Here is a 21,546-nt window from a genome sequence, read left to right as displayed (position 1 = left end):
CAGGCTGCGATGATCGTGTTTGCCTCTTCGCCAGGTAACCCAAGTTCAGCAAGGCGTCTGCCGCTCATTGACGAGAAAGAACTTCCCCCCTCACGCCACCATAGGATTCGCCGCCGCCAGCAGGAAGATCTCCGCGAGGCAGGCACAGTGGGCAGCCAGTATCTCCGGAACTCACCGGTCGCGCATTGCGGTAAGTCTTCGCTGGCGCTCGCTGTGCGTTGCGCTGCTGACCGCCGTGCTTGGCGCAAGTGCCTGCGCCGCCAGCGCCAGACAGAACGCCCGCGAGGTCGGCGCCGCTCCGGCCAGCGAAATCGCCGAACGGCAGGGCGACCTGAAATCGCTGCGCGCGCAGATCGAGGCAACGCGCAAGGAAATGGCCAATACGGAAGGTTCGCGCAAGGACGCCAGCGATCAGTTGCAGGATGCCGAGCGAGCAATCTCTGTCACCCAGCGCGAATTGCATGATCTGACGACGCAATCCGACCTGCTGCAGGCAAGACTCAAGGAACTGGGGGCACAGTCCCGGGAACTCGAACAACGGCTGAACGCGCAGCAGGTGCAACTGGAAAGGTTGCTTTACCGACAATACCTGCGTGGCAGCCCCGATCCCCTGCGCCTGTTCCTCAACGGCGACGACCCCAATCAGTTGGCCCGCGACCTGTACTATCTGGAGACGATCGGTCGCGCACGCGGCCAGATCCTGCGCGAGATCGAGTCCACCTTGCAGCGCAAGCAGGCGCTCGCTGCCGAAACCCGACTGCAGGCCGAGCGACTTTCGGCCAGCGAGGCACGGCAGAAGGAGGAACACGCGAGACTGCTGAGCCAGCGCGAACAGCGCCAGGCCGTGCTCGACAAGCTGTCGAAGCAGATCGCCACACAGCGGCGCGAGATCGGCAACATGCAGCGTGACGAAAAGCGCCTGACCGAACTCGTCGATCGCCTGTCGAAGATCATCGCCATGCGCGCGGCCGCGGCCCGGGAAGCGCAGCGACGCGAATTGCCACGTTCCGGCGCTATGGCAGGGACCACGATACGGCACGGCCCAGCCGACGCTGACCGACCGGCGCCACCGGGCAGGCAGGCCGCCGCTGAAGAGCCCACGGCAACGACCGCGGCCCCGGAGGCACGCAGCGGGAGTCCGGCACAACCCGACACGGTCAATCTGGCGCGATTGAAGGGGCAATTGCGCTTGCCAACGCGGGGTGCCGTCAGTAATCGATTCGGCGCTGCGCGTCAGGAGGGCGGCAACTGGAAAGGGGTGTTCATCGGTGCCGCCACCGGCAGCGAAGTGCGCAGCATCGCCGCTGGCCGCGTGGTATTTGCCGAATGGATGCGCGGTTTCGGCAACCTGCTGATCGTCGACCATGGCAACGGCTACCTCTCGATCTACGCCAACAACGACTCGCTGCGCAAACAGGTGGGCGACGAAGTGCGCGCTGGTGAGGCGATCGCCACGGTGGGCAACAGCGGTGGCAATCCGGAATCCGGTTTATACTTTGAGCTTCGTCACCAGGGGAAACCGCTCGACCCGCTGGCTTGGGTCAGCCCGAAATGAAGCGCGTCTTGGAGTGAACTGAATGGGTAAGTGGAAACAGGCCGGGCTGGTTTGCGCCGGCGTGCTTGGTGGCGTTCTGATCAGCCTGCAGTTCTCGGCAATTGCCGACAAGGAGACGCGAGCCAGTCTGCCGGTCGAAGAACTGCGGACTTTTGCCGAGGTGTTCAACGCCATCAAGACCGGCTACGTCGAGCCGGTCGATGACAAAAAGCTGATCACGCATGCGATCAGCGGCATGCTCTCCAACCTGGACCCGCATTCGAGTTATCTCGACGCCGATGCGTTCAAGGACCTGCAGGTGGGAACCCAGGGCGAGTTTGGCGGAATCGGCATCGAGGTCGGGATGGAAGACGGACTGGTCAAGGTGGTCTCCCCGATCGAGGACACGCCGGCGTACCGGGCAGGCGTCAAACCCGGCGATCTGATCTTCAAGATCGACGACACGCTGGTCAAGGGCCTGACGCTGAACGAAGCCGTCAAGCGGATGCGCGGCAAGCCGAAGTCGCAGATCCGGCTGTCGATCCTGCGCAAGGGCGAGGCCAAACCGCTGGAAATCAGCTTGACACGCGAGGTCATCAAGGTCCAGAGCGTCAAGTCGAAACTCCTCGACGACAGTTACGGTTATCTGCGCATCACGTCTTTCCAGGAGAACACGGGCGCTGCGGTGGTAAAGCACCTGAACGATCTCTACAAACCCGGCCCGCTCAAGGGACTCGTCCTCGATCTGCGCAACGATCCGGGTGGCCTGCTGAACAGCGCGGTCGGCGTCGCCGCCGCGTTCCTGCCGGCGGACAGTCTGGTCACTTCGACCGATGGGCGTACGCCCGACGCCAAGCACAGCTTCTCGGCGTCGCCCGCCGACTATCTCCGCGGCAGTCGGGATGACTACCTCAAGGCCCTGCCACCGGAAGCGCGCAAGGTTCCGATGGTGGTTCTGGTCAATGGCGGCTCGGCCTCGGCTTCCGAAATCGTCGCCGGCGCGCTGCAGGACCACAAGCGGGCTCTGATCCTCGGCACGACAACCTTCGGCAAGGGCTCGGTACAGACGGTGCTTCCCCTGCCGGGAAACACCGCGATCAAGCTGACCACGGCGCGCTACTTCACACCATCGGGACGCTCGATCCAGGCCAAGGGGATAGTGCCCGACATCGTCGTCGAGGAAAGCGCTGACGGTACTTCGACCGAGCACCTGCGTGAGGCGAACCTCGAGCACCACCTGGAGAACAACACCTCGCCGCCGGCCAAGGATGCGCCCGCCAAGCCAACCACCGGCAAGCCGGCACCAGTCAAGCCGAAAGGCGGATCGCCGAAGGACGAACCGGACGAGAGCTCCGAACTGCCGGGCCGCGAGCTGGCGTCCAAGAAGGACTACCAGTTGAACCAGGCGCTGAACCTGCTCAAGGGAATGCAGATCATGCAAAGCAAGCGCTAGCTCTGCCGCACGCGGTGGCGAACGTGAAACGTCCGGTGGCGAAAGCGCAAGCACCAATCCGCAAACAGCGGAACATCGTGTTCGCCCGCTTTCCGCCGGAACAGGTACCCGCCGCTTCCAGCGATCTCGGGCAGATGCAGGATCTGGAACTCGAACGCCGCGACGCGCAGCGCGCCCTCGGCGTCGCCTATGATCTGCACCACCACTGCCTGCAGGAACTGGAAGGTACGCTCGAAGACAAGGGCTACCACCTCGACAACACCCTGATGAGCAAGATGATGCGGGCGCTGATCTACTACGTCGAGGAGACGCAGCTGCACAATCTCGAAGCGCCCAACCGGCCACTCAAGCATTCGCAGTCGGAGGCGTATACGCACGCCTGGGAGCGCCACCCGCACGGCGACCACGACGACACGCCACCGGAGTGGCGCGAGTACAAGTAAAACCTGCGCGATGAAAGACGAGCAGTTGCTGCGCTACAGCCGGCACATCCTGCTCGACGAACTCGGCATCGAAGGCCAGCAACGGCTGCTCGACGCGCGGGCGCTGATCATTGGCGCCGGCGGCCTGGGTTCGCCGGCCGCGCTCTATCTGGCAGCCGCCGGCCTGGGACGGATTACTGTCGCCGACGGCGACACGGTCGATCTGACCAACCTGCAGCGCCAGATCCTGCACACGCAGGAACGAATCGGCCAGCCAAAGGCCCGGTCGGCGCAGGCAGCCCTGCATTTGGTCAATCCCGAGGTGCAGGTCGATGCGGTCGGTTCGCGGCTGGGCGGAGACGAACTGGCGCAACTGGTCGCCGAAGCCGACGTGGTGCTCGATTGCTGCGACAACTTTGCCACCCGGCATGCGGTCAATCGCGCCTGCGTCCAGCACCGCAAACCGCTGGTTTCCGGCGCCGCAATCCGGTTTGCCGGCCAACTCGCCGTCTTCGACAGCCGTCATGCCGGGACACCCTGCTACCACTGCCTGTTTCCCGAGGGGGAAGATGTCGACGAACTGCGGTGCGCGGTGATGGGAGTATTTGCGCCGCTGACCGGCATCATCGGCACGATGCAGGCGGCCGAAGCACTGAAACTGATCGCTGGTCCCGGCGAGGTGGTGCTCGGCCGCCTGTGGCTCCTCGATGCCCTGTCGATGGAGTGGCGCAGCGTGCGCTTCGCCAAGGACCCGCGCTGCCCGGTGTGCTCGCCGGGCAGCGTGCCGTAGTCGGCGAAACGGGAACGCGTGCGAGCGCGACGGCGGCACCTCACAGCAGGTCACGAAGCTGCCCGGCCCAGGTGAAGCTGCGCTACCATTGATTCGTCCGCCCATTTTCGAATTCGCCCGAACGCCGTGCCGCCCGTCATTCCGATCCGTTACACCGAACCCGTCTATCGCCCACCTAGCGAAGCCGAATCGCTGATTCTGCCGGTGACCGACGGCTGTTCGTGGAACCATTGCACTTTCTGCGAGATGTATACGGCACCCCAGAAGCGTTTTCGCGCACGCGACGAGGCGGAGGTTCTGGAAAGCATCGAGCGCGTCGGCGAACGCTGGGGACGCGGGGTCCGGCGCGTCTTCCTTGCCGACGGCGATGCGCTGGTGGTGCCGACGCGCCGCCTGCTCCGCGTTCTCGAGGCGATCCGCGCCCACCTGCCGGGAGTTCGCCGGATTTCGAGTTACTGCCTGCCGCGCAATCTGCGTCGCAAGTCGGTCGATGAGTTACGGGAACTCGCCGCGGCCGGACTGGTGATGGCCTACGTCGGCGCCGAATCGGGCGACGATGAAGTGCTCGAGCGTGTCCACAAGGGAGAAACCTTCGCCTCGACGCTGGACGCATTGAACAAGCTCGGCGAAGCCGGAATCACGCGCTCGGTGATGATCCTCAATGGACTCGCCGGTCCCGAGCTATCGCTGCGGCACGCGGAAAACTCGGCACGCCTGGCCAACGCTGCACAGCCCGAATACCTGGCGACGCTGGTGGTCAGCTTCCCGCTCGGCGAGCAACGCTTCCGCAGCGATTTTCCCGACTGGCGGCCCTTGAGCCAAGGCCAGCTGTTCGTCGAAATGCAGCACTTCCTCGAACGACTCGAACTGCGGCGAACCGTATTCCGCAGCGACCACGCATCGAACTGGCTGGTGCTCAAGGGAACGCTGAGCGCCGACAAGAAACGCCTGCTGGATCAGGTGCACGCGGCCATCGCCCACCCGGAAGGCGCGCACCTGCGGCCGGCGTGGGCGCGGGGACTGTAGTTGACTGCCGCCTACCGACGTTGCGCCGAACTGATCCAGCAGGCTGACGGACTGCTCGTCACCGCTGGCGCCGGCATCGGGGTCGATTCCGGCCTGCCGGATTTTCGTGGCCCGCAAGGCTTCTGGGGCGCCTACCCGGCGCTCGGCCGCGCACGCATCGCTTTCGAACAAATCGCCAATCCGGCGGCGTTCGCAAGAAATTCCCGCCTGGCCTGGGGTTTCTACGGGCACCGGCTGAATCTCTACCGGCATACGGTTCCGCACGAGGGATTCCAGATACTTCGTCGAATCGGCGAGGGCCTGCCGCATGGCGCTTTCGTGTTCACCAGCAACGTCGACGGCCAGTTCCAGAAGGCCGGCTTTGCCGAAACACGGATTAGCGAATGCCACGGATCGATCCATCATCTGCAGTGCTTCGGCGCTTGCCACGACGCCATCTGGCCAGCGGACGACTTTCATCCGGAGATCGACGAGGAGCGCTGCCTGCTTAGCTCCGAATTGCCGCTCTGTCCGCACTGCCGGGGAATGGCCCGCCCCAACATCCTGATGTTTGGTGACTGGCAATGGCTGAGCGAGCGCAGCGACGCGCAGGAGGCGCAACGCCAAGCCTGGCTGCGGCACGTCGAGCGCCTGCTGGTGATCGAGGTCGGCGCCGGAACAAATATCCCGACCGTGCGGCTGACCGGCGAACGCCTGCGCGGGCAGTTGATCCGCATCAATCCGCGCGAGCCGCAACTGCCGCCGGGCAAAGGCATCTCGCTCGCCGCTGGATGCCTGACCGCGCTGCGCGCGATCGAGGCGTGCCTGGGTTAGAATTCGCCGCCCCGCGTCTTCCACGACGCCCAACGGAACAAGGAGGAGAAGCGATGTCCAATCACGGATTTCATGTGCATGGCCCGCACGATCACGAAGTCGAGCACGTCGCGCAGCATGGCGGCGACAGCTTCACCTCGCGCGTGGCGGTGCTGACCGCCGTGCTGTCGACGATCGGCGCCATTTTCGGCTACCTCGGCGGCCATTCGCAGAATGCCGCGCTGCTTTACAAGAACGAGGCAGCAATCCAGAAAACGGCAGCCTCGAATCACTGGAACTATTACCAGGCGAAGAGCAACAAGCAGAATCTTGCCGAGCTGTCGGTCACCCTGACGGCCGGCGAGGCGCGCGAGAAGTACCTCCAGGAGGTCGAACGCTACAAGAAGGAGAAACAGGAAATCAAGAGCGACGCCGAAAAGCTGGAAGCGGCTGCCAAGGAAGCCGACCAGCACAGCGAGCTCGAGATGCACGTGCACGAGCGCTGGGCCCTGGCGACGACGCTGATCCAGGTGGCGATCGCAATGGCCGCGATCACGCTGCTGACGCGCAAGCGCTGGATGCTCTTCGGCGTCTATGGTGCCGCCGCTCTCGGCTTGTTCGCCGGGGTGGCAGGTTATCTGCACCTCTGACCGATCCGCAGTCGCCACGGCCGCATGTCGGCAGTAGCCTGCCATCGCTTCGAGGGTTGGTCGGCATCATGCCGCACCGTCTTTCTCGCGGCACTCACCCTGGTCGCCGGCTGCGCGACGCCACCCGACCTCCGGCAAACGCCGCTCAGGCACTGGACGCAACTCGGCGCCAACGGTACGAGCAGCCTGCGGGCGATCGTTGCCCCAGACGATGCCTGTCCGACGGCGATCGTCGATGGCGAAGCGCGGCCGTTGCTGCTACGCGTCAAGGCGACGCCGGAGCGTGCGCCGAGGAAGAACAACCCGGCGTTCGATCCCGACTTTCCAGTCGGTGCATGCGAACTCGAACTTCCTCGTTCTGCGCAGCAGGCGAGCATGGCCGGAGAGGCAGTAGCCCTGCCCCGGAACCGCACCCGGCGAATCGTCGTAATCGGCGATACCGGCTGCCGGATCAAGGTGCCCGCCGATTCGCCCGGAGACCCGATCCAGGATTGCTCGGATTCCAACGCTTGGCCGTGGCCGAAGATCGCGCTCGCGGCGGCGCGCACGCAGCCCGATCTGGTGATTCATCTGGGCGATTTCCACTATCGCGAATATTGTGACGACCCTGCGCTCTGCTCGGCGGTCGCCGAGCGAGGAACCGTGATCGGCTACGGCTGGCCTGGCTGGGACGCCGACTTCTTCGCACCGGCGGCACCCCTGCTCGCCGCCGCGCCATGGGTCCTGGTACGCGGCAATCACGAAAACTGCGATCGCGGTGGCGAGGGCTGGATGCGCTTCCTCTCGCCAGTCCCCTACCAGCCATGCGCCAACCAGATCTACAAGACGGCCAGCCGCTCGGTACTCGCCAACAACCTCACTGCCGACGCCTACCGGATCGACCTCGACGGTGGTCTCAGCCTCGTCGTCGCCGACAACGCCGGCCACGAGGACTACCGGCCGGCCAGCACCAATCCCGAAGAGATGGCGATCGTCCGCGACCGACTCGCAGCGCTGCTGACGGTCCCGGAGGCACCGGCGGTCTGGTTGTTGCTGCACCGGCCGATCTGGTACGACCTGCTGACCGCCGCATCGCAACCCAACGCGCTGCAGGTGGTGCTCGCCGGCAAACTGCCGGGCAATGTGCAGTTCGCCTTCGCTGGTCACGAGCACGCGTTTCAGACGATCAATTTTGCGCCTGCCGCCGACCCGGTGAATTACCCGAGCGGCCGCCCGGCACAGGTACTGGTCGGAGCCAGCGGCACCCAGCTCGAGGCGCTTGATCCGCAGTCGCCGCTCTATGAAGGAGCGGTCGGCGTTGGCGGCAAGGAAAGGGTCAGACCCGACGGACGACTCTACGATGGCGTACCGGCGGCGGGCGGCATCGTGCTGAACCGCTACAGCTTCCTGCTGCTCGAACGCGACGAGAACGGCTGGGCAGCCATATTGCTCGACGCGGACGGACAGGTGATGAGCCGCTGCCGGCTCTTTGGCGAAAACAAGGCAATCGTCTGCAGCTTCCCCGCCGGCTAGGCTGCGTCGCTTCCCTTCGGGGGCGATGGCGGGTCACCGTGCCGGAAAGGCAGATGCCCGGCCGCCGCTGCGCGATACTCGGCAACCGCATCGCCCTGGCTCTGCAGATGGCGGCCGAGCAGTTGCCGCATGCCCGGATCGGCGATCCAGTGCGCCGACTGGACGACGGTCGGCCTGAAACCGCGCGCGAGCTTGTGCTCGCCGCCCGCGCCGGGTTCAAAACGACGCAAGCCCTCGCGCAGGCAGTAAGCGATTCCCTGGTAAAAGCAGAGCTCGAAATGGAGGCTGTGGTAGTTGCCGGAACAGCCCCAGTAACGCCCGTAGAGCACTTCGTCGCTGCGAAAACACAGCGCGACGGCGACCGGAAGGCCGCGCTCACGGGCAATGAACGCGACCAGCCGGCGACCCAGGGCAGTGGCCAGCTCCGCCAGGCAAGCAGCCGAAAAGGCAGCGTGATTGCCGAACCTCGCGAAGGTGCCGGCATACAGCGCGTGCAGCTGGGGCCATTCGGCGCTTTCGATCTGGTCGCCGTGACGCGTCTCGATCGACAGCCCGCTCTCCTCGACTCTTCGCCGCTCGGCGCGCACCTTGCGGCGCTTGGCTGCACTGAAAGTTGCCAGATAGCCGGCAAAATCGCCGCAGCCGGGATTGATCCAGTGAAACTGGACGTCGTGGCTGATCAGCAGCCCGTTCCGCTGCAGCAGGGCGGCCTCCTCGGCCGTTGGCAACGCGACGTGCCACGAGGAAATACCGCAGCGATCGGCCAGCGCCCGTGCGCCCTCGACCAGCGCCTGCCGCACAGCGGCGGCCGCGGGCCCGGCGGCAACCAGGAGGCGAGGTCCGACAACCGGCGTGTGGGGAATACAGCTCATCAGCTTCGGATAGTATTGACGACCGCTGTGCCGGTAGGCTGCCGCCCACGACCAGTCGTAGATGAAGTCGCCGTGCGAATGCGCCTTGAGGTAGAGCGGCAGCAGGCCGACGACGCTGCCCTGTTCGTCACTCGCCAGCAGATGACAGGGCGTCCACCCCGTAGCCGGCGCCACTGCCCGCTGCCGCTCGATGATGGTCAGGAAATCGGCGTTGAGAAAGGGATGGCCCGGCGGACACAGGCGAGCCCACACCGCCGCCGCGATGTCGCTTGCGGCCGCAACGGTGCGCAGCGAGATGCGCGCTGGCGAATCACTTTCCGAGGTCAGCAAAGCGAGATTCTCGCGACGCGCCGGATCGACGGGCGGTCGCCCAAGTGAAACGCGTGGCGCTTCTCAGTGGATCGCCCCGACAAATGCCTCGATCGTCGCCTGGGCATCGTCCAGATGCCGCAGGCAGTCGTCCCAGTGCGTCGCGTCGAGACCCAGTGCCGCGAGCATCGCGGCGCGCTCGACCGCGTGTGCCGGCGGCGCGCCACCGCCACTGCGCGCCGCGTATGCGGCCTGGTCGGCCAGTCCGATCAGTGCACAGAAAACCTGTTCGTCACCTGCCGCGGTGGGATCGTGATGGTGAGCGATCGCGGCGATGTAGCGCGCCGGCAAGTCCCAGCGCTCGGCGACCACCTGGCCAACTTCGGGGTGGGTGAACTCGAACAGCGTTCGCTCGGCTTCGAGGCTGGTCATCGGCGATCCCCGACGAAGTGCCAGCACCTGCTGGTAGGTGGCCTCCGCCTGAACAGCGAAGATCAGCTTGCCGATGTCGTGCAGAAGACCGGCCATGAAGGCCTCGTCGCCCGAACAGCGCACCGGCCCGGAGAGAAAGCGTGCCGCGGTCGCGGTGGCAATCGAGTGTGTCCAGAAGTCGAGGAGTTTGAGGCGCTCGGTACGGAAGGCGTCGAAAGCGCCAACCGAAATCAGGATTCCCTGCACATTGGTGAAGCCGAGCACGCGCACCGCCTCGGCAATGGTCGAAACCCGGCGCGAAAATCCGAAGAACGCCGAGTTGGCGACGCGCAGGATTTTCGCCGAAATCGCCGGATCATTGACGATCACGCGCTCGACCGCCCGGGCATCGCTGTCCGGATTCTGCATCACCTTGAGCGCCTGCAGGATCACCGTCGGCAGGGTCGGCACCTCGTACACGTCGATTGGCCGGAAATGCGCCAGCGGTTCCGTCGTCAACTTGTTGCCGCCGTCGACGCCGACGTCGATCAATTCGGCGGGCAGTCCGGGATACACCAGCTGAAAGACGTGCATCGGGTGCGGCAGATCGCGCAGGCGCATCATGCCGTTATCGTGGAGGCTGCTGGCCGCGGGTAGCGAGGCTCGCGCCAGCGCTTCGGTCGTCGACGACAGAAGTGTCTGTCCGCCATGCGTCACCGCCAGCAAACGCGCGACCCGATTCACCGTCGTGCCGAAATAATCGCCGTGGCTCAGGTACGCCGGGCCGGTATGCAGGGCGACGCGCACGCGCAGCGGCAAGCGTGTCGGCCAGGTCTCGGCGGCAAGCCTCGTCTGGATCTCATAGGCGGCCGCAAGCGCTGCAGTGGCATCATCGAAAGTAACGCAAAAGGCATCGCCGACGGTCTTGAAAACGTAACCCCGATGGCGTTCGATGGCCGACGAGAGCAGCACGTTGTGCCGCTGCAGGGCAACGCGCATCGCCGCCGACTCGCGCTCCCACAGGCTCGTAGAACCTTCGATGTCGGTAAACAGGAAGGTCACGGTGATCAGTGAGGCATCGCCCAGGGTCATTTCCGCCAGTACCATTCGCCGCCTCGTGCGTTCGTCAGCCGGGATTCCTCAGCAAGGGTCGTTCGCTCCACGCCGAAGGGGAGAAGCGGTCAGCCTGCCGCCGCGAGAGTATCCGGGCTTCGCCTACCCTGCGTCAATCCCGGATTGCCGTCATTCCGACCGGCACTCACCAGCCGCCGTCGGCAGCGACGACCTGGCGAACCGCCAGGCACTCGGGAGAACGTCCTCGTAGCGCCGCCAAACGCGTCGGAAGTGCCGCGCCGAAGCGAAACCGGCCAGTTCGGCGACACATTCGACCGACCGCCGCCCGTCGGCGAGCAGTTCGCGCGCGCGGGCAATGCGCAATCCCTGATGATAGGTGGTCACACCGACCCCGGCATGCTCGGCGAACAGCCGCGTCAGGTGACGTGGGCTTACATGCGCCCGCTCGGCAAGCTCGGCAAGCGTCCAGGAACGGCTCGGATTCTCGGCGATCGCGTCCTGCGCACGATGGACCGCCGGGTGCAGGTGATTACGGTGAGCCAGCCACGGCGAAAGCTGCGGATCGTTGCCGCCGCGGCGCTGATAGACCACCTGCCGACGCGCCACCCGTGCTGCCAGTTCGGCGCCGCCATGGCGTTCGATCAGATACAGCGCGAGATCGATTCCGGTGGTAATTCCGGCACTCGTGAGGATCTGCCCATCCTCGACGAAGAGCCGGTCTTCCTCCACCCGAGCAGTCGGTGCAGCAGCCCGCAGCGCGTCGATCAGGCTGTGATGCGTCGTGCAGCGGCGGCCATCGAGCATGCCGGCGGCTGCCAGCAGCAGGGCGCCGGAGCAGATGCTGGCCACCAGCGTATCGGGCTGCGGGGCGCTGCGCAGCCAGGCAGCCACCGCCAGCGCCTCGGGATGCTGGTAGTCTTCGACTTCGTTGGCATTGCCCGCGACGATTACCAGACTGCGGGGCGGCAACGTTTCCGGCAGCGCCGCCAGACTGGCGAGTTCGACGCCCAGCGAGGTAGCCAGGCGCGGCACCGGAGCGCAGGTATGCACATCGAACGTGCCGCCCATCTCGGCCGCCATGCGCATCGCCTCGGCCGGCCCGGCGTAGTCGAGCAGGAGCACGTTCGGGGTGAGAACGAACCAGACCGAAAGCTTTCCGCTCACGGCCGGATCCATCGCGGCCGGGTCATGGCAACGGCGTACCGGCCCGCGCTTCAGGGACGCGCCGCTGCGGCCGTGTCGACCGGCTGGCCTGGTCCGGTGCTGGCAGGCGGGGCACTCACCCGCCGGATCGAGGCCGGGTGGCGTGCCAGCTTGTCGGCTGGTCGCCGTGGCCGGCGCAGCAGTTCTCCGCCACAGTTGGGACAACGGCCGGCCAGGCGATCGCGCGCGCAAGCCGCACAGAAAGTGCACTCGAAAGAGCAGATCAGCGCCTCGGTCGAATCCGGCGGCAAATCGCAATCACAGCATTCGCAATTCGGTCGTAGTTCAAGCATCGCATTCTCCGAGGTGTGCGAGACATTCTTCGACAGTGCAGACGCGGGCAAAACGATCGGCCAGCACGAGTTCGGTGTGCGCCTTGATTTCGCTAGCAGTGTGGGTAAGCGCACTGCGCCGATCGGTCATGGCGAAGGTAAGCGTCGCTTCGCTGACAAAATCGACCTGATACCCGATGTCCGCGCCGACCCGCGCAGTCGTTTCGCAACACTGTTCGGTACGTATGCCGGCGATGATCAGTCGCTCGACGCGACCGCGCCGCAGATAGAGGTCGAGCCCGGTATCCGTGAAGGCGTTGTGGGTGTGCTTGTGAAACAAGGCGTCGGGCGACCCCGGCAGCCAGTCCAGCGCGCGTACATGACCCGAGGCCTCGGCGAACGGCCCGGACTGCCCAACGTGAAAGACATGCACCACCGGCACGCCGCGCGCGCGACAGCCGGCATCGAGTCGCAGCAGCGCGCCTTTGAAAGCGGGCAGATCGGCTTCCGACCAGAAGGGCGTGTGACGGAACGATTCCTGTACGTCAATCACGATGAGCGCAGCACGGGAAATTACCGACGAACCACTGGCAGACATTTTCGGACCTCCATCATTGAACGTGAAGTCATCGTAAGACCCCGCCGAAAAGCGGTCGATGCCTCCTACGGACAAACAGGGGACAAAATCAGCCAATCCGTGCCGAATCCTCTCCGGAGCGGGTAGTGACCGGAATGGCTGGCTTCAGCGCCGGCGCGAGCCGCTGCCACCAAGGATCGAACCGAGTACGCCGCGAATGATCTCGCGGCCGACCTGCGACCCGATCGCGCGCGCGGCGCTCTTGGCCGCGGTTTCGATCACCGAATCGCCGCGTCCGCGATCGTGTGCAGCGAAGAGCTCACCCAGGCTGCCCAGCCAGCCACCGCCGGTGGCTGCCGGCGCCGCCTCGCCACCCGGAGCTTGCGGGGCACCGCCCGGCTGCGCCGCAGGGGGTGCTCCCCTGAGCTTCTCGTAAGCCGACTCGCGATCGACGACGTTCTCGTAGTGCCCGAAGATCGCCGAACTCCTGATCACCGCCTGTCGCTCTTCGCCAGTCAGCGGACCGATGCGTGACGCCGGTGGCAGGATGAAGGCCCGCTCGACGACATTTGGCCGGCCCTGCTCGTCGAGCAGGGAGACCAGCGCCTCGCCGACACCGAGTTCGGTGATCGCGGCCTCCGCGTCGAATTTCGGATTTGCCCGCAGCGTCTGGGCAGCGGCCTTCACCGCTTTCTGGTCGCGCGGCGTGAATGCGCGCAGGGCGTGCTGCACGCGATTTCCCAGTTGGCCGAGAACGGTATCCGGAACGTCGAGCGGATTCTGGGTGACGAAGTAGATGCCGACGCCCTTCGAGCGGATGAGGCGAACCACCTGTTCGATCTTTTCCAGCAGCGCCGGCGGCGCCTCGTTGAACAGCAGATGCGCCTCATCGAAGAAGAAGATCAGCTTCGGCTTGTCGAGATCGCCGACTTCGGGCAACTGCTCGAACAACTCGGAGAGCAGCCAGAGCAGGAAAGTCGAGTAGAGGCGCGGCGACGCCATCAGCCTGTCGCCGGCCAGAATGTTGACCACTCCCTTGCCGTCGTCGGTCTGCATCAGGTCGGCGAGGTCGAGCATCGGCTCTCCAAAGAAGACTTCGGCACCCTGCTCGCCAAGAGTCAGCAGGCCTCGCTGGATGGCGCCGATCGACGCCGCCGAAACGTTGCCGTACTCGGTCGTGAAACTCCTGGCGTTCTCACCGACATGCTGAATCATCGCCCGCAGATCCTTGAGGTCGAGAAGCAGCAGGCCGTTGTCGTCGGCGATCCGGAACACCAGTTGCAGCACACCGGCCTGCGTATCGTTGAGGTTCAGCAGTCGCGCCAGCAACAGTGGCCCCATGTCCGAGATCGTCGCCCGCACCGGGTGTCCCTGCTCGCCGAAGACGTCCCAGAAGGTGACCGGACATTTCGCCGGCGCGAAATCGTGGACCGCGAGCGCCTGCAGGCGCGACTGCAGCTTCGTCGTCAGGCCGCCGGGAGCCGCGAGACCCGAGAGATCGCCTTTTACGTCGGCCAGGAACACCGGCACACCGATCGCCGAAAAGCGTTCGGCAAGCAGTTGCAGGGTAATCGTCTTGCCGGTGCCGGTGGCGCCGGTGATCAGGCCATGCCGGTTGGCGAGCGCCGGCAGCAGGGCGAGATCGGTGTCTTCGTGTCTGGCGATGACGAGGGGCTGTAGCATGATCGACTCCGGAAGCTGGTCTCAGGGGAGGAACGGAAATGCACGAATGCGGGAAGTGCTAGAATGCGCGGCTTTTGATTATCAACCATTTGCGGCGGCTTTGGTTGCCCCTTGGCAAGCCGCAGAAGATCAGCAAGAGGTCAGTATGGCAGGACACTCCAAATGGGCCAACATCCAGCACCGCAAGGGCCGCCAGGACGAAAAGCGCAGCGCGTCGTTCTCCAAGATCGCCAAGGAAATCACCGTTTCCGCCAAGATGGGTGGCGGCGATCCGTCGTTCAACCCGCGCCTGCGCATGGCGATCGACAAGGGCAAGGGCGTGAACATGCCGAAGGACAAGATAGACAACGCGATCAAGAAGGGAACCGGTGAGCTCGAAGGCGTCGATTACGTCGAAGTGCGCTATGAAGGCTACGGCATCGGTGGTGCCGCGGTGATCGTCGACTGTCTGACCGACAACCGGACGCGCACCGTCGCCGACGTCCGCCACGCTTTCAACAAGTACGGCGGCAACCTCGGCACTGACGGCTGCGTCGCCTTCCAGTTCAGACACTGCGGGCAGTTGCTTTTTGCTCCGGGCATCGACGAGGGCGCGCTGATGGATGCGGCGATCGAAGCCGGCGCCGATGACGTCCTGACCAACGATGACGGCTCGGTCGAAGTGATCACCGCGCCTAACGACTACATGGCGGTCAAGGAAGCGCTGGCGGCGGCTGGCTTCCAGTCCGAATTCGGCGGCGTGACGATGAAGGCCGAGAACGAAACGCAGCTCACCGGCGACGACGCAGCGCGCATGCAAAAGCTGATCGACGTACTCGAAAGCCTCGACGACGTGCAGGAGGTGTACACCAGCGTGGTGCTCGACGACTGATTCTTGCCGACTCCGCCCTGCTGCCGGCGTACGATCCGATTGGCGCAACGCACCGGGTTGCCGCGAGACCCACCAGCCGCCGCGCGACCCCGTCGACTCAGAACGGAATGTCGTCGTCCATGTCCTCGAAACTTGGCACTTTCTTGGCCGGGGCCGCACGCCCGGATCCGGCAGCCGGCGCCGACGGCATGCTGCCGCCGTATTCCGCTTCGCCCGCCGGAGAACCCATGCCTTCGCGGCTGCCGAGCATTTTCATTTCATTGGCGACGATTTCGGTCGTGTAGCGCTCGTTGCCGTCCTTGTCCTGCCACTTGTTGGTGCGGATGCGTCCTTCGACATAGACCTGCCGGCCCTTCTTCAGGTACTGGCCGGCGGTTTCGGCCAGCTTGCCGAAGAAGACGATGCGGTGCCACTCGGTGTAGTCCTTGTACTCTCCCGAAGCCTTGTCGCGAACGCGATCGGTGGTCGCGATGCGGATGTTGCAGACGGCGTCACCGCTCGGCAGATAGCGGGTTTCGGGATCGGCGCCCAGATTGCCGACGAGAATCACCTTGTTGACCGAAGCCATGTTGCCTCCCTGAAGGTGTGGGTGTGCGCGAAAGCGCGATTATAGGAGCTTACGCGGCCGCCTGACCGATCGGTCGGCGGCTCAACGAAGGCATGCTCATGGTCAGCCCAAGCAGGAGCCAGAGGAGGGCGAGCAGCACTCCGGCCAGCCAGACGGCGCCAGCGCCCGCATACTTCGCGAGCAAGCCACCGACGACACCGCCGAGAAACAGCCCCAGCGCCTGCGTCGTGTTGTAGACGCCGAGCGCGGCGCCCTTGGCATGCGCCGGGGCAATCCGCGAGATCAGCGAGGGCTGCGCCGCTTCGAGAATGTTGAAAGCGACGAAAAACAGCATCAGCCAGAAAGCGAGCGCGTAGAGGCCGCCGGCAAACAGACCGAAACCGGCTTGCACGATCAGGAGCAACACGATCGCCGCGTTGAAGATCAGCTTCATGTGTCCGCGACGTTCGGCAAAGATGATCGCCGGCACCATGACGACGAAGGAAAGCAGCAGCGCCGGGAGATACACCTTCCAGTGCTCGGCGACGGGCAAACCCCCGATGTGGATCAGTTCGCCCGGCAGCAGCACCCACATCGCGGTGAGCATCAGGTGCAGTGCGAAAACGCCGAAATTGAGACGCAGCAACTGCCGATGGCCGAGAACTTCGACAAAGCTCTGCCAGGTCGGCTGTCTGGGCACAGCCGGTGCGGCCGGCACTACCCGCAGCACGACGAAGATCGCCAGCAGGGCAAGCAGCCCGGTCATCATGAAAATGCCGGGCATGCCAACCAAAGTGTAGAACAGCGGCGCGCCGACCATCGACACGGCGAACATCAGGCCGATCGACGATCCGATCATCGCCATCACCTTGGTGAGATGCTGCTCGCGCGTCAGATCGGCGGCAAGCGCCGTCACCGCCGCCGAAATCGCGCCGGCACCCTGCAGCACGCGACCGGCGATGACCAGATAGATGTCACCGGCAGCAGCGGCAACGAAGCTGCCAGCCGCGAACAGCAGCAAGCCGAAGACGATTACCGGCTTGCGTCCGAAACGGTCCGAGGCAGCACCGTAGGCGATTTGCAGGCAGGCCTGGGTCAACCCGTAAGCGCCAAGCGCGACGCCGACGAGCGCCATGTCGTTGCCCGACGGCAGCGTCCTGGCGTAAATCGCGAACACGGGCAGGATCAGGAAAAGCCCGAGCATGCGCAGCGCGAACACCGCCGCCAGGCTGATGCCGGCGCGCTTTTCCTGGCGGCTCATGCGGTCGGTGGTTGCGGAAGTCATGGAATTTGCTGCCGGACTGCGGAGTTGCGTATATTAGCAGGTTTGCCCCAGCCTTCCGGCAAGCAGCCAATGGACGAGATCAGAGAAATAAGGATCCGCGGCGCGCGCACGCACAACCTGAAGAACATCGACCTCGACCTGCCGCGCAACCGGCTGATCGTGATCACGGGCCTTTCCGGCTCGGGCAAATCCTCGCTGGCCTTCGACACCCTGTACGCCGAAGGTCAGCGCCGCTACGTCGAATCCCTGTCGGCCTATGCCCGGCAGTTCCTGCAGCGCATGGAAAAACCCGACGTCGACCTGATCGAAGGGCTGTCGCCGGCGATTTCGATCGAGCAGAAGGCGACCAGTCACAATCCACGCTCCACGGTCGGCACGGTCACCGAAATCCACGATTACCTGCGCCTGCTCTTCGCCCGTGCGGGAACGCCCTACTGCGCCGTACACCAACTCCCGCTGGCAGCGCAGACGGTGTCGCAGATGGTCGACCACGTGCTGGCCCTACCCGAGGACAGCCGGTTGATGATCCTGGCGCCGGTGGTCGCTGAGCGCAAGGGCGAACAGCTCGACCTGATCGCCGAATTGCGCGCGCAAGGCTTTGCCCGGCTCAGGGTGGACGGCCAGATCCACGAGATCGATGCGATCCCCAAACTCGCCAAGACGCACAAACACAGCATCGACGTAGTCGTCGACCGGCTGAGAATCCGCGAAGACATCCGCCAGCGCCTGGCCGAATCGTTCGAGACCGCGCTGCGCCATGCGGATGGCCGCGCCATCGCCTACGAAATGGACGGCACACGCGAACATTACTTTTCCGCCAAGTTCTCCTGTCCGGTCTGTTCGTATTCGCTGCCGGAACTCGAGCCGCGAATCTTCTCGTTCAACAGTCCGCTCGGCGCCTGCCAGAAATGCGACGGTCTCGGCGTCATTCAGTTCTTTGATCCCAAGCGCATCGTCGCCCAACCGGAACTGTCGCTCGCCGCCGGTGCAATCCGCGGCTGGGACCGGCGCAACCCCTTCTACTTCCAGATGCTCGGCTCGCTGGCCGAGCACTATGGCTTCGCCCTCGACACGCGGTATCGCGACCTTCCGGAGAAGGTCCGGCAGGCACTGCTCTACGGTTCCGGGAGCGAGCAACTGCCGTTCCGCTATATCAACGAGCAAGGTCGGGCGACCGTGCGCGAGCACGCCTTCGAAGGGATCGTGATCAATTTCGAGCGCCGCTATCGGGAAACCGACTCGCTCGCCGTGCGCGAGGAACTGGCGCGCATGATCAGCAACCAGACCTGTCCGGCCTGCCAGGGTGCCCGCCTGCGCGAGGAAGCGCGCAACGTGCGAGTCGGCGGCATGGAGATGGCGCGCACCCTGCACGAAGTCAGCCGCCTGCCGCTGCGCGAAGCGCGCGAATACTTCCACGCACTGCGACTCCCCGGCAACAAGGCACAGGTCGCCGAGAAGATACTCAAGGAAATCGACAGCCGTCTGCAGTTCCTGATCGACGTCGGCCTCGATTACCTGTCGCTGGACCGTTCGGCGGAAACGCTCTCCGGTGGCGAGGCGCAGCGCATCCGGCTGGCCTCGCAGATCGGCTCGGGACTGACCGGCGTGATGTACGTGCTCGATGAACCGTCGATCGGCCTGCATCAACGCGACAACGAGCGCCTGCTGAAGACGCTGCGGCGACTGCGCGACATCGGCAATACCGTTCTCGTCGTCGAGCACGACGAGGAAGCCATCCGCAGTGCCGATCATGTGGTCGATATCGGCCCCGGAGCCGGCGTACACGGCGGCAGGATCGTCGCCGCCGGAGCACCGCAGGCCATCATCGACAACCCTGCCTCTCTTACCGGTGACTATCTGGCGGGCCGCCGTCGCATCGGCATGAGCGACCGGCGACGCCAGACCGACGCCGGCCGTCTGCTGCGGATCGTCGGCGCACGCGGCAACAACCTCGACAATGTCACCGTCGACATTCCCGTCGGCCTGTTCACCTGCATCACCGGGGTTTCCGGCTCAGGCAAATCGACGCTGATCAACGACACCCTGTACGCGGCCGCGGCCAGGCACCTGTACGGTTCGGCCGCCGAACCCGCCGAGCACGACGAGATCATCGGCCTGGAGCATTTCGACAAGGTGATCAACGTCGATCAGAGCCCGATCGGGCGCACGCCACGGTCGAACCCGGCGACTTACACCGGCCTGCTGACGCCGATCCGCGAGTTGTTCGCCGGCGTTCCGGAAGCCCGCGCGCGCGGCTACGGCCCCGGCCGATTCTCGTTCAACGTCAAGGGGGGGCGCTGCGAGGCATGCCAGGGTGACGGCGTGATCCGGGTCGAAATGCACTTCCTGCCCGACATCTACGTTTCCTGCGATGTCTGTCACGGCCGGCGCTACAATCGCGAGACGCTCGAAGTCCAGTACAAGGGTCGAAACATCCACGAGATCCTGCAGATGACGGTCGAAGCGGCACGTGCATTCTTCGACGCAGTACCGGTCGTCGCCCGCAAACTGCAGACGCTGGTCGATGTCGGTCTCAGCTACATCACGCTGGGTCAGTCGGCCACGACTCTTTCCGGTGGCGAGGCGCAGCGTGTCAAGCTGGCACTCGAGCTGTCCAAGCGCGACACCGGTCGCACCCTGTACATCCTCGACGAACCGACCACCGGCCTGCATTTCCAGGACATCGAGATGCTGCTGAGCGTGCTCCACCGTCTGGCCGACCATGGCAACACGATCGTCGTCATCGAGCACAACCTCGATGTCATCAAGACCGCCGACTGGCTGATCGACCTCGGCCCGGAGGGTGGAGCAGGAGGCGGTCGCGTCCTTGCCGTCGGCACGCCGGAACGGCTTGCGCAGGTCACTGCCAGCCATAGCGGACGCTTCCTGGCCCCGCTGCTTGCCCGTCAGCGACCTGCTGCCGACGGGTAGAATTTCGCCCGAGCAAGAAGGCCAAAAATTTTCTTGGCGCCGCAGAAATCCATGCCAGAATTATCGTTTTTTTCAGTCTTTGCGTTCCTGCTCGTTCCCCTTCCCTAGACGCCATTGAAATGCAAAAATCAGCGCCAGGGAAGACCTCTATCCACCAAAGGAGATACCATGAACAAGTCTGAAATGATCGACGCCATCGCCACCCGCACCGACCTGTCGAAGGCTGTTTCGGCGAAAGCGCTCGACGCCGTGATCGAAGCGATCGTCGAAGCGGTCGCCCACGGCGAAACGGTGACGCTGGTTGGTTTCGGGTCGTTCAAGGCCAGCGAGCGCGCCGCGCGCGAGGGCAAGAACCCGAAAACTGGCGCCAAGATCGTGATCCCGCAAACGATCGTTCCGAAGTTTGCCGCCGGCGCCACCTTCAAGGCCAGGGTTGCCGGCAGGGGCGAGTAGCCTCGCCGCTTTGGCATTCGGGGTCCTGCGATGCGTACCCCGTTTTCCTTCCGGTATAATCGGCGCCCTGTTTCCACCACCTGAGTCATCGGAGTTTTCCATGCGTATCCGTACCGCGTTTGCCACTGCGGCGCTAGTCCTTTTCCCGCTTGTCGTATCCGCGCAACAACCCGCGGTGGCCGAGGGCTTGACCGCCGTCGGCCCCGGCAAGTTCGCCGGCGTCGTCGAGGCCAAGGTCACCCTGGTCGTCGAGTCGATCGACCCGGCGTCGCGCAGCGTCGTCCTCAAGAACGCCAAGGGCGAACAGACGAAGGTCATCGCCGGCGACGAAGTCAAGAATTTTGACCAGATCAAGGTGGGCGATCAGGTCGTCGCCACCTACACCCAGGAACTGATGATGGTGCTCAAGAAGGGCGGTGGTGCGCTTCGCGAGCGCGTCGACAGCTCACAGTCGGGTACCTCCGGACCGGGCCAGAAGCCGTCCGCGTACGAATCCAAGGAAGTCGCTTTCGTCGCCGACGTGCAGCAGGTGGACCGCAAGAAGCAGACGATCACGCTGCGTGGCGCCAAGAAGACCGTCAAGCTGAAGATCAAGGACCCCGAGCAGCTCAAGCTGATCCACAAGGGCGATCAGGTCGAAGGCGTTTATGCCGAAGCGGTCGCCATCGCTGTGGTCCCGGCGCAGGCAAAAGCGAAGAAGTAGATCGAGCGTGCGTAACGCGTCGCACACTGGCGACGCGGAATTCGCGGGATTGACGACACCCGTCGCGCCACATAGAATGCGCGGGTTTTCGGGGGCATAGCTCAGCTGGGAGAGCGTCTGGTTCGCAATCAGAAGGTCGGCGGTTCGATCCCGCCTGTCTCCACCAAAAAATACTT

Annotated in this window: 20 protein-coding genes and 1 tRNA gene; 13 read left to right on the top strand and 8 right to left on the bottom strand. The window is 64.6% G+C overall.

Features of this window, described 5'->3' with window-relative positions; genetic code table 11:
* Window positions 1-67: 67 nt before the first annotated feature.
* The 8 genes from NFV80_RS11480 to NFV80_RS11445 all read left to right on the top strand — a co-directional run bounded on the left by NFV80_RS11480 (window position 68) and on the right by NFV80_RS11445 (window position 8,179).
* On the top strand, window positions 68-1,555 hold the full coding sequence (locus tag NFV80_RS11480; RefSeq protein ID WP_296758732.1) for a peptidoglycan DD-metalloendopeptidase family protein: 1,488 nt from the start codon (window positions 68-70) through the stop codon (window positions 1,553-1,555).
* A 22-nt stretch (window positions 1,556-1,577) separates the two neighbouring features.
* On the top strand, window positions 1,578-2,987 hold the full coding sequence (locus tag NFV80_RS11475) for a S41 family peptidase (RefSeq protein ID WP_295324226.1): 1,410 nt from the start codon (window positions 1,578-1,580) through the stop codon (window positions 2,985-2,987).
* Between the two features lie 23 nt (window positions 2,988-3,010).
* Complete coding sequence (locus NFV80_RS11470; RefSeq protein WP_295324229.1) at window positions 3,011-3,430, top strand: hypothetical protein; 420 nt, start codon at window positions 3,011-3,013, stop codon at window positions 3,428-3,430.
* 10 nt (window positions 3,431-3,440) lie between these two features.
* A complete protein-coding gene (gene moeB / locus NFV80_RS11465; protein ID WP_295324231.1) occupies window positions 3,441-4,199 on the top strand; it encodes a molybdopterin-synthase adenylyltransferase MoeB in 759 nt (252 codons plus the stop codon).
* 126 nt (window positions 4,200-4,325) lie between these two features.
* Window positions 4,326-5,225, top strand: coding sequence for a radical SAM protein (locus tag NFV80_RS11460; protein WP_295324234.1), 900 nt, complete (start codon window positions 4,326-4,328; stop codon window positions 5,223-5,225).
* Window positions 5,226-6,038, top strand: coding sequence for a Sir2 family NAD-dependent protein deacetylase (locus NFV80_RS11455; RefSeq protein WP_295324237.1), 813 nt, complete (start codon window positions 5,226-5,228; stop codon window positions 6,036-6,038). It abuts the gene before it with no gap.
* Between the two features lie 53 nt (window positions 6,039-6,091).
* On the top strand, window positions 6,092-6,667 hold the full coding sequence (locus NFV80_RS11450; protein WP_295324239.1) for a DUF4337 domain-containing protein: 576 nt from the start codon (window positions 6,092-6,094) through the stop codon (window positions 6,665-6,667).
* A 24-nt stretch (window positions 6,668-6,691) separates the two neighbouring features.
* Complete coding sequence (locus NFV80_RS11445; RefSeq protein WP_295324242.1) at window positions 6,692-8,179, top strand: metallophosphoesterase; 1,488 nt, start codon at window positions 6,692-6,694, stop codon at window positions 8,177-8,179.
* Here NFV80_RS11445 and NFV80_RS11440 read toward each other — a convergent pair.
* The 6 genes from NFV80_RS11440 to NFV80_RS11415 all read right to left on the bottom strand — a co-directional run bounded on the left by NFV80_RS11440 (window position 8,176) and on the right by NFV80_RS11415 (window position 14,580).
* Entirely contained in the window at window positions 8,176-9,381 is a 1,206-nt protein-coding gene (locus tag NFV80_RS11440; RefSeq protein WP_295324246.1) for a GNAT family N-acetyltransferase, read from the bottom strand. The genes NFV80_RS11445 and NFV80_RS11440 overlap by 4 nt on opposite strands.
* 63 nt (window positions 9,382-9,444) lie before the next feature.
* Window positions 9,445-10,878 (bottom strand): HDOD domain-containing protein, encoded by a 1,434-nt coding sequence (locus NFV80_RS11435; protein WP_295324249.1) that lies wholly within the window; start codon window positions 10,876-10,878, stop codon window positions 9,445-9,447.
* 135 nt (window positions 10,879-11,013) lie between these two features.
* A complete protein-coding gene (locus tag NFV80_RS11430; RefSeq protein ID WP_296758727.1) occupies window positions 11,014-12,009 on the bottom strand; it encodes a helix-turn-helix domain-containing protein in 996 nt (331 codons plus the stop codon).
* Window positions 12,010-12,059: 50 nt separating this feature from the next.
* On the bottom strand, window positions 12,060-12,341 hold the full coding sequence (locus NFV80_RS11425; RefSeq protein WP_295324254.1) for a DUF1272 domain-containing protein: 282 nt from the start codon (window positions 12,339-12,341) through the stop codon (window positions 12,060-12,062).
* Entirely contained in the window at window positions 12,334-12,894 is a 561-nt protein-coding gene (locus NFV80_RS11420) for an isochorismatase family protein (RefSeq protein WP_295324280.1), read from the bottom strand. Before NFV80_RS11420 ends, NFV80_RS11425 begins: the two co-directional genes overlap by 8 nt.
* A 168-nt stretch (window positions 12,895-13,062) precedes the next feature.
* Complete coding sequence (locus NFV80_RS11415) at window positions 13,063-14,580, bottom strand: helicase HerA-like domain-containing protein (RefSeq protein ID WP_295324256.1); 1,518 nt, start codon at window positions 14,578-14,580, stop codon at window positions 13,063-13,065.
* 145 nt (window positions 14,581-14,725) lie between these two features.
* Between NFV80_RS11415 and NFV80_RS11410 the strand changes: the two genes are divergently transcribed.
* A complete protein-coding gene (locus NFV80_RS11410; protein ID WP_295324259.1) occupies window positions 14,726-15,451 on the top strand; it encodes a YebC/PmpR family DNA-binding transcriptional regulator in 726 nt (241 codons plus the stop codon).
* A 97-nt stretch (window positions 15,452-15,548) separates the two neighbouring features.
* Here NFV80_RS11410 and ssb read toward each other — a convergent pair whose 3' ends face one another.
* A complete protein-coding gene (gene ssb / locus NFV80_RS11405) occupies window positions 15,549-16,019 on the bottom strand; it encodes a single-stranded DNA-binding protein (protein WP_295324261.1) in 471 nt (156 codons plus the stop codon).
* 49 nt (window positions 16,020-16,068) lie between these two features.
* Window positions 16,069-17,283, bottom strand: coding sequence for an MFS transporter (locus tag NFV80_RS11400; RefSeq protein WP_295324264.1), 1,215 nt, complete (start codon window positions 17,281-17,283; stop codon window positions 16,069-16,071).
* A gap of 78 nt (window positions 17,284-17,361) precedes the next feature.
* On the opposite strand from NFV80_RS11400, the gene uvrA reads away from it, so the two are divergent.
* The 4 genes from uvrA (at window position 17,362) to NFV80_RS11380 (ending at window position 21,536) form a co-directional block, all read left to right on the top strand.
* Complete coding sequence (gene uvrA, locus NFV80_RS11395; RefSeq protein WP_295324282.1) at window positions 17,362-20,214, top strand: excinuclease ABC subunit UvrA; 2,853 nt, start codon at window positions 17,362-17,364, stop codon at window positions 20,212-20,214.
* Window positions 20,215-20,328: 114 nt separating this feature from the next.
* Window positions 20,329-20,667: an HU family DNA-binding protein gene (locus NFV80_RS11390; RefSeq protein ID WP_295324267.1), complete on the top strand. Its 339-nt coding sequence runs from the start codon at window positions 20,329-20,331 to the stop codon at window positions 20,665-20,667.
* A gap of 100 nt (window positions 20,668-20,767) precedes the next feature.
* Window positions 20,768-21,370, top strand: coding sequence for a hypothetical protein (locus NFV80_RS11385; RefSeq protein WP_295324269.1), 603 nt, complete (start codon window positions 20,768-20,770; stop codon window positions 21,368-21,370).
* A 90-nt stretch (window positions 21,371-21,460) separates the two neighbouring features.
* Window positions 21,461-21,536 (top strand) — tRNA-Ala (locus NFV80_RS11380).
* Window positions 21,537-21,546: the final 10 nt, after the last annotated feature.

The organism is Accumulibacter sp., from assembly GCF_023806565.1.
GTDB lineage: Bacteria > Pseudomonadota > Gammaproteobacteria > Burkholderiales > Rhodocyclaceae > Accumulibacter.
This window is presented reverse-complemented; position numbering and strand designations above follow the sequence as displayed.

Bases quoted from the DNA above. Each gene is read 5' to 3' on its own strand.
- NFV80_RS11475 (WP_295324226.1), top strand. From the start codon at position 1,578: ATGGGTAAGTGGAAACAGGCCGGGCTGGTTTGCGCCGGCGTGCTTGGT.
- moeB (WP_295324231.1), top strand. From the start codon at position 3,441: ATGAAAGACGAGCAGTTGCTGCGCTACAGCCGGCACATCCTGCTCGAC.
- NFV80_RS11450 (WP_295324239.1), top strand. From the start codon at position 6,092: ATGTCCAATCACGGATTTCATGTGCATGGCCCGCACGATCACGAAGTC.
- NFV80_RS11445 (WP_295324242.1), top strand. From the start codon at position 6,692: ATGTCGGCAGTAGCCTGCCATCGCTTCGAGGGTTGGTCGGCATCATGC.
- NFV80_RS11435 (WP_295324249.1), bottom strand. From the start codon at position 10,878: ATGGTACTGGCGGAAATGACCCTGGGCGATGCCTCACTGATCACCGTG.
- NFV80_RS11425 (WP_295324254.1), bottom strand. From the start codon at position 12,341: ATGCTTGAACTACGACCGAATTGCGAATGCTGTGATTGCGATTTGCCG.
- NFV80_RS11415 (WP_295324256.1), bottom strand. From the start codon at position 14,580: ATGCTACAGCCCCTCGTCATCGCCAGACACGAAGACACCGATCTCGCC.
- NFV80_RS11410 (WP_295324259.1), top strand. From the start codon at position 14,726: ATGGCAGGACACTCCAAATGGGCCAACATCCAGCACCGCAAGGGCCGC.
- ssb (WP_295324261.1), bottom strand. From the start codon at position 16,019: ATGGCTTCGGTCAACAAGGTGATTCTCGTCGGCAATCTGGGCGCCGAT.
- NFV80_RS11400 (WP_295324264.1), bottom strand. From the start codon at position 17,283: ATGACTTCCGCAACCACCGACCGCATGAGCCGCCAGGAAAAGCGCGCC.
- NFV80_RS11385 (WP_295324269.1), top strand. From the start codon at position 20,768: ATGCGTATCCGTACCGCGTTTGCCACTGCGGCGCTAGTCCTTTTCCCG.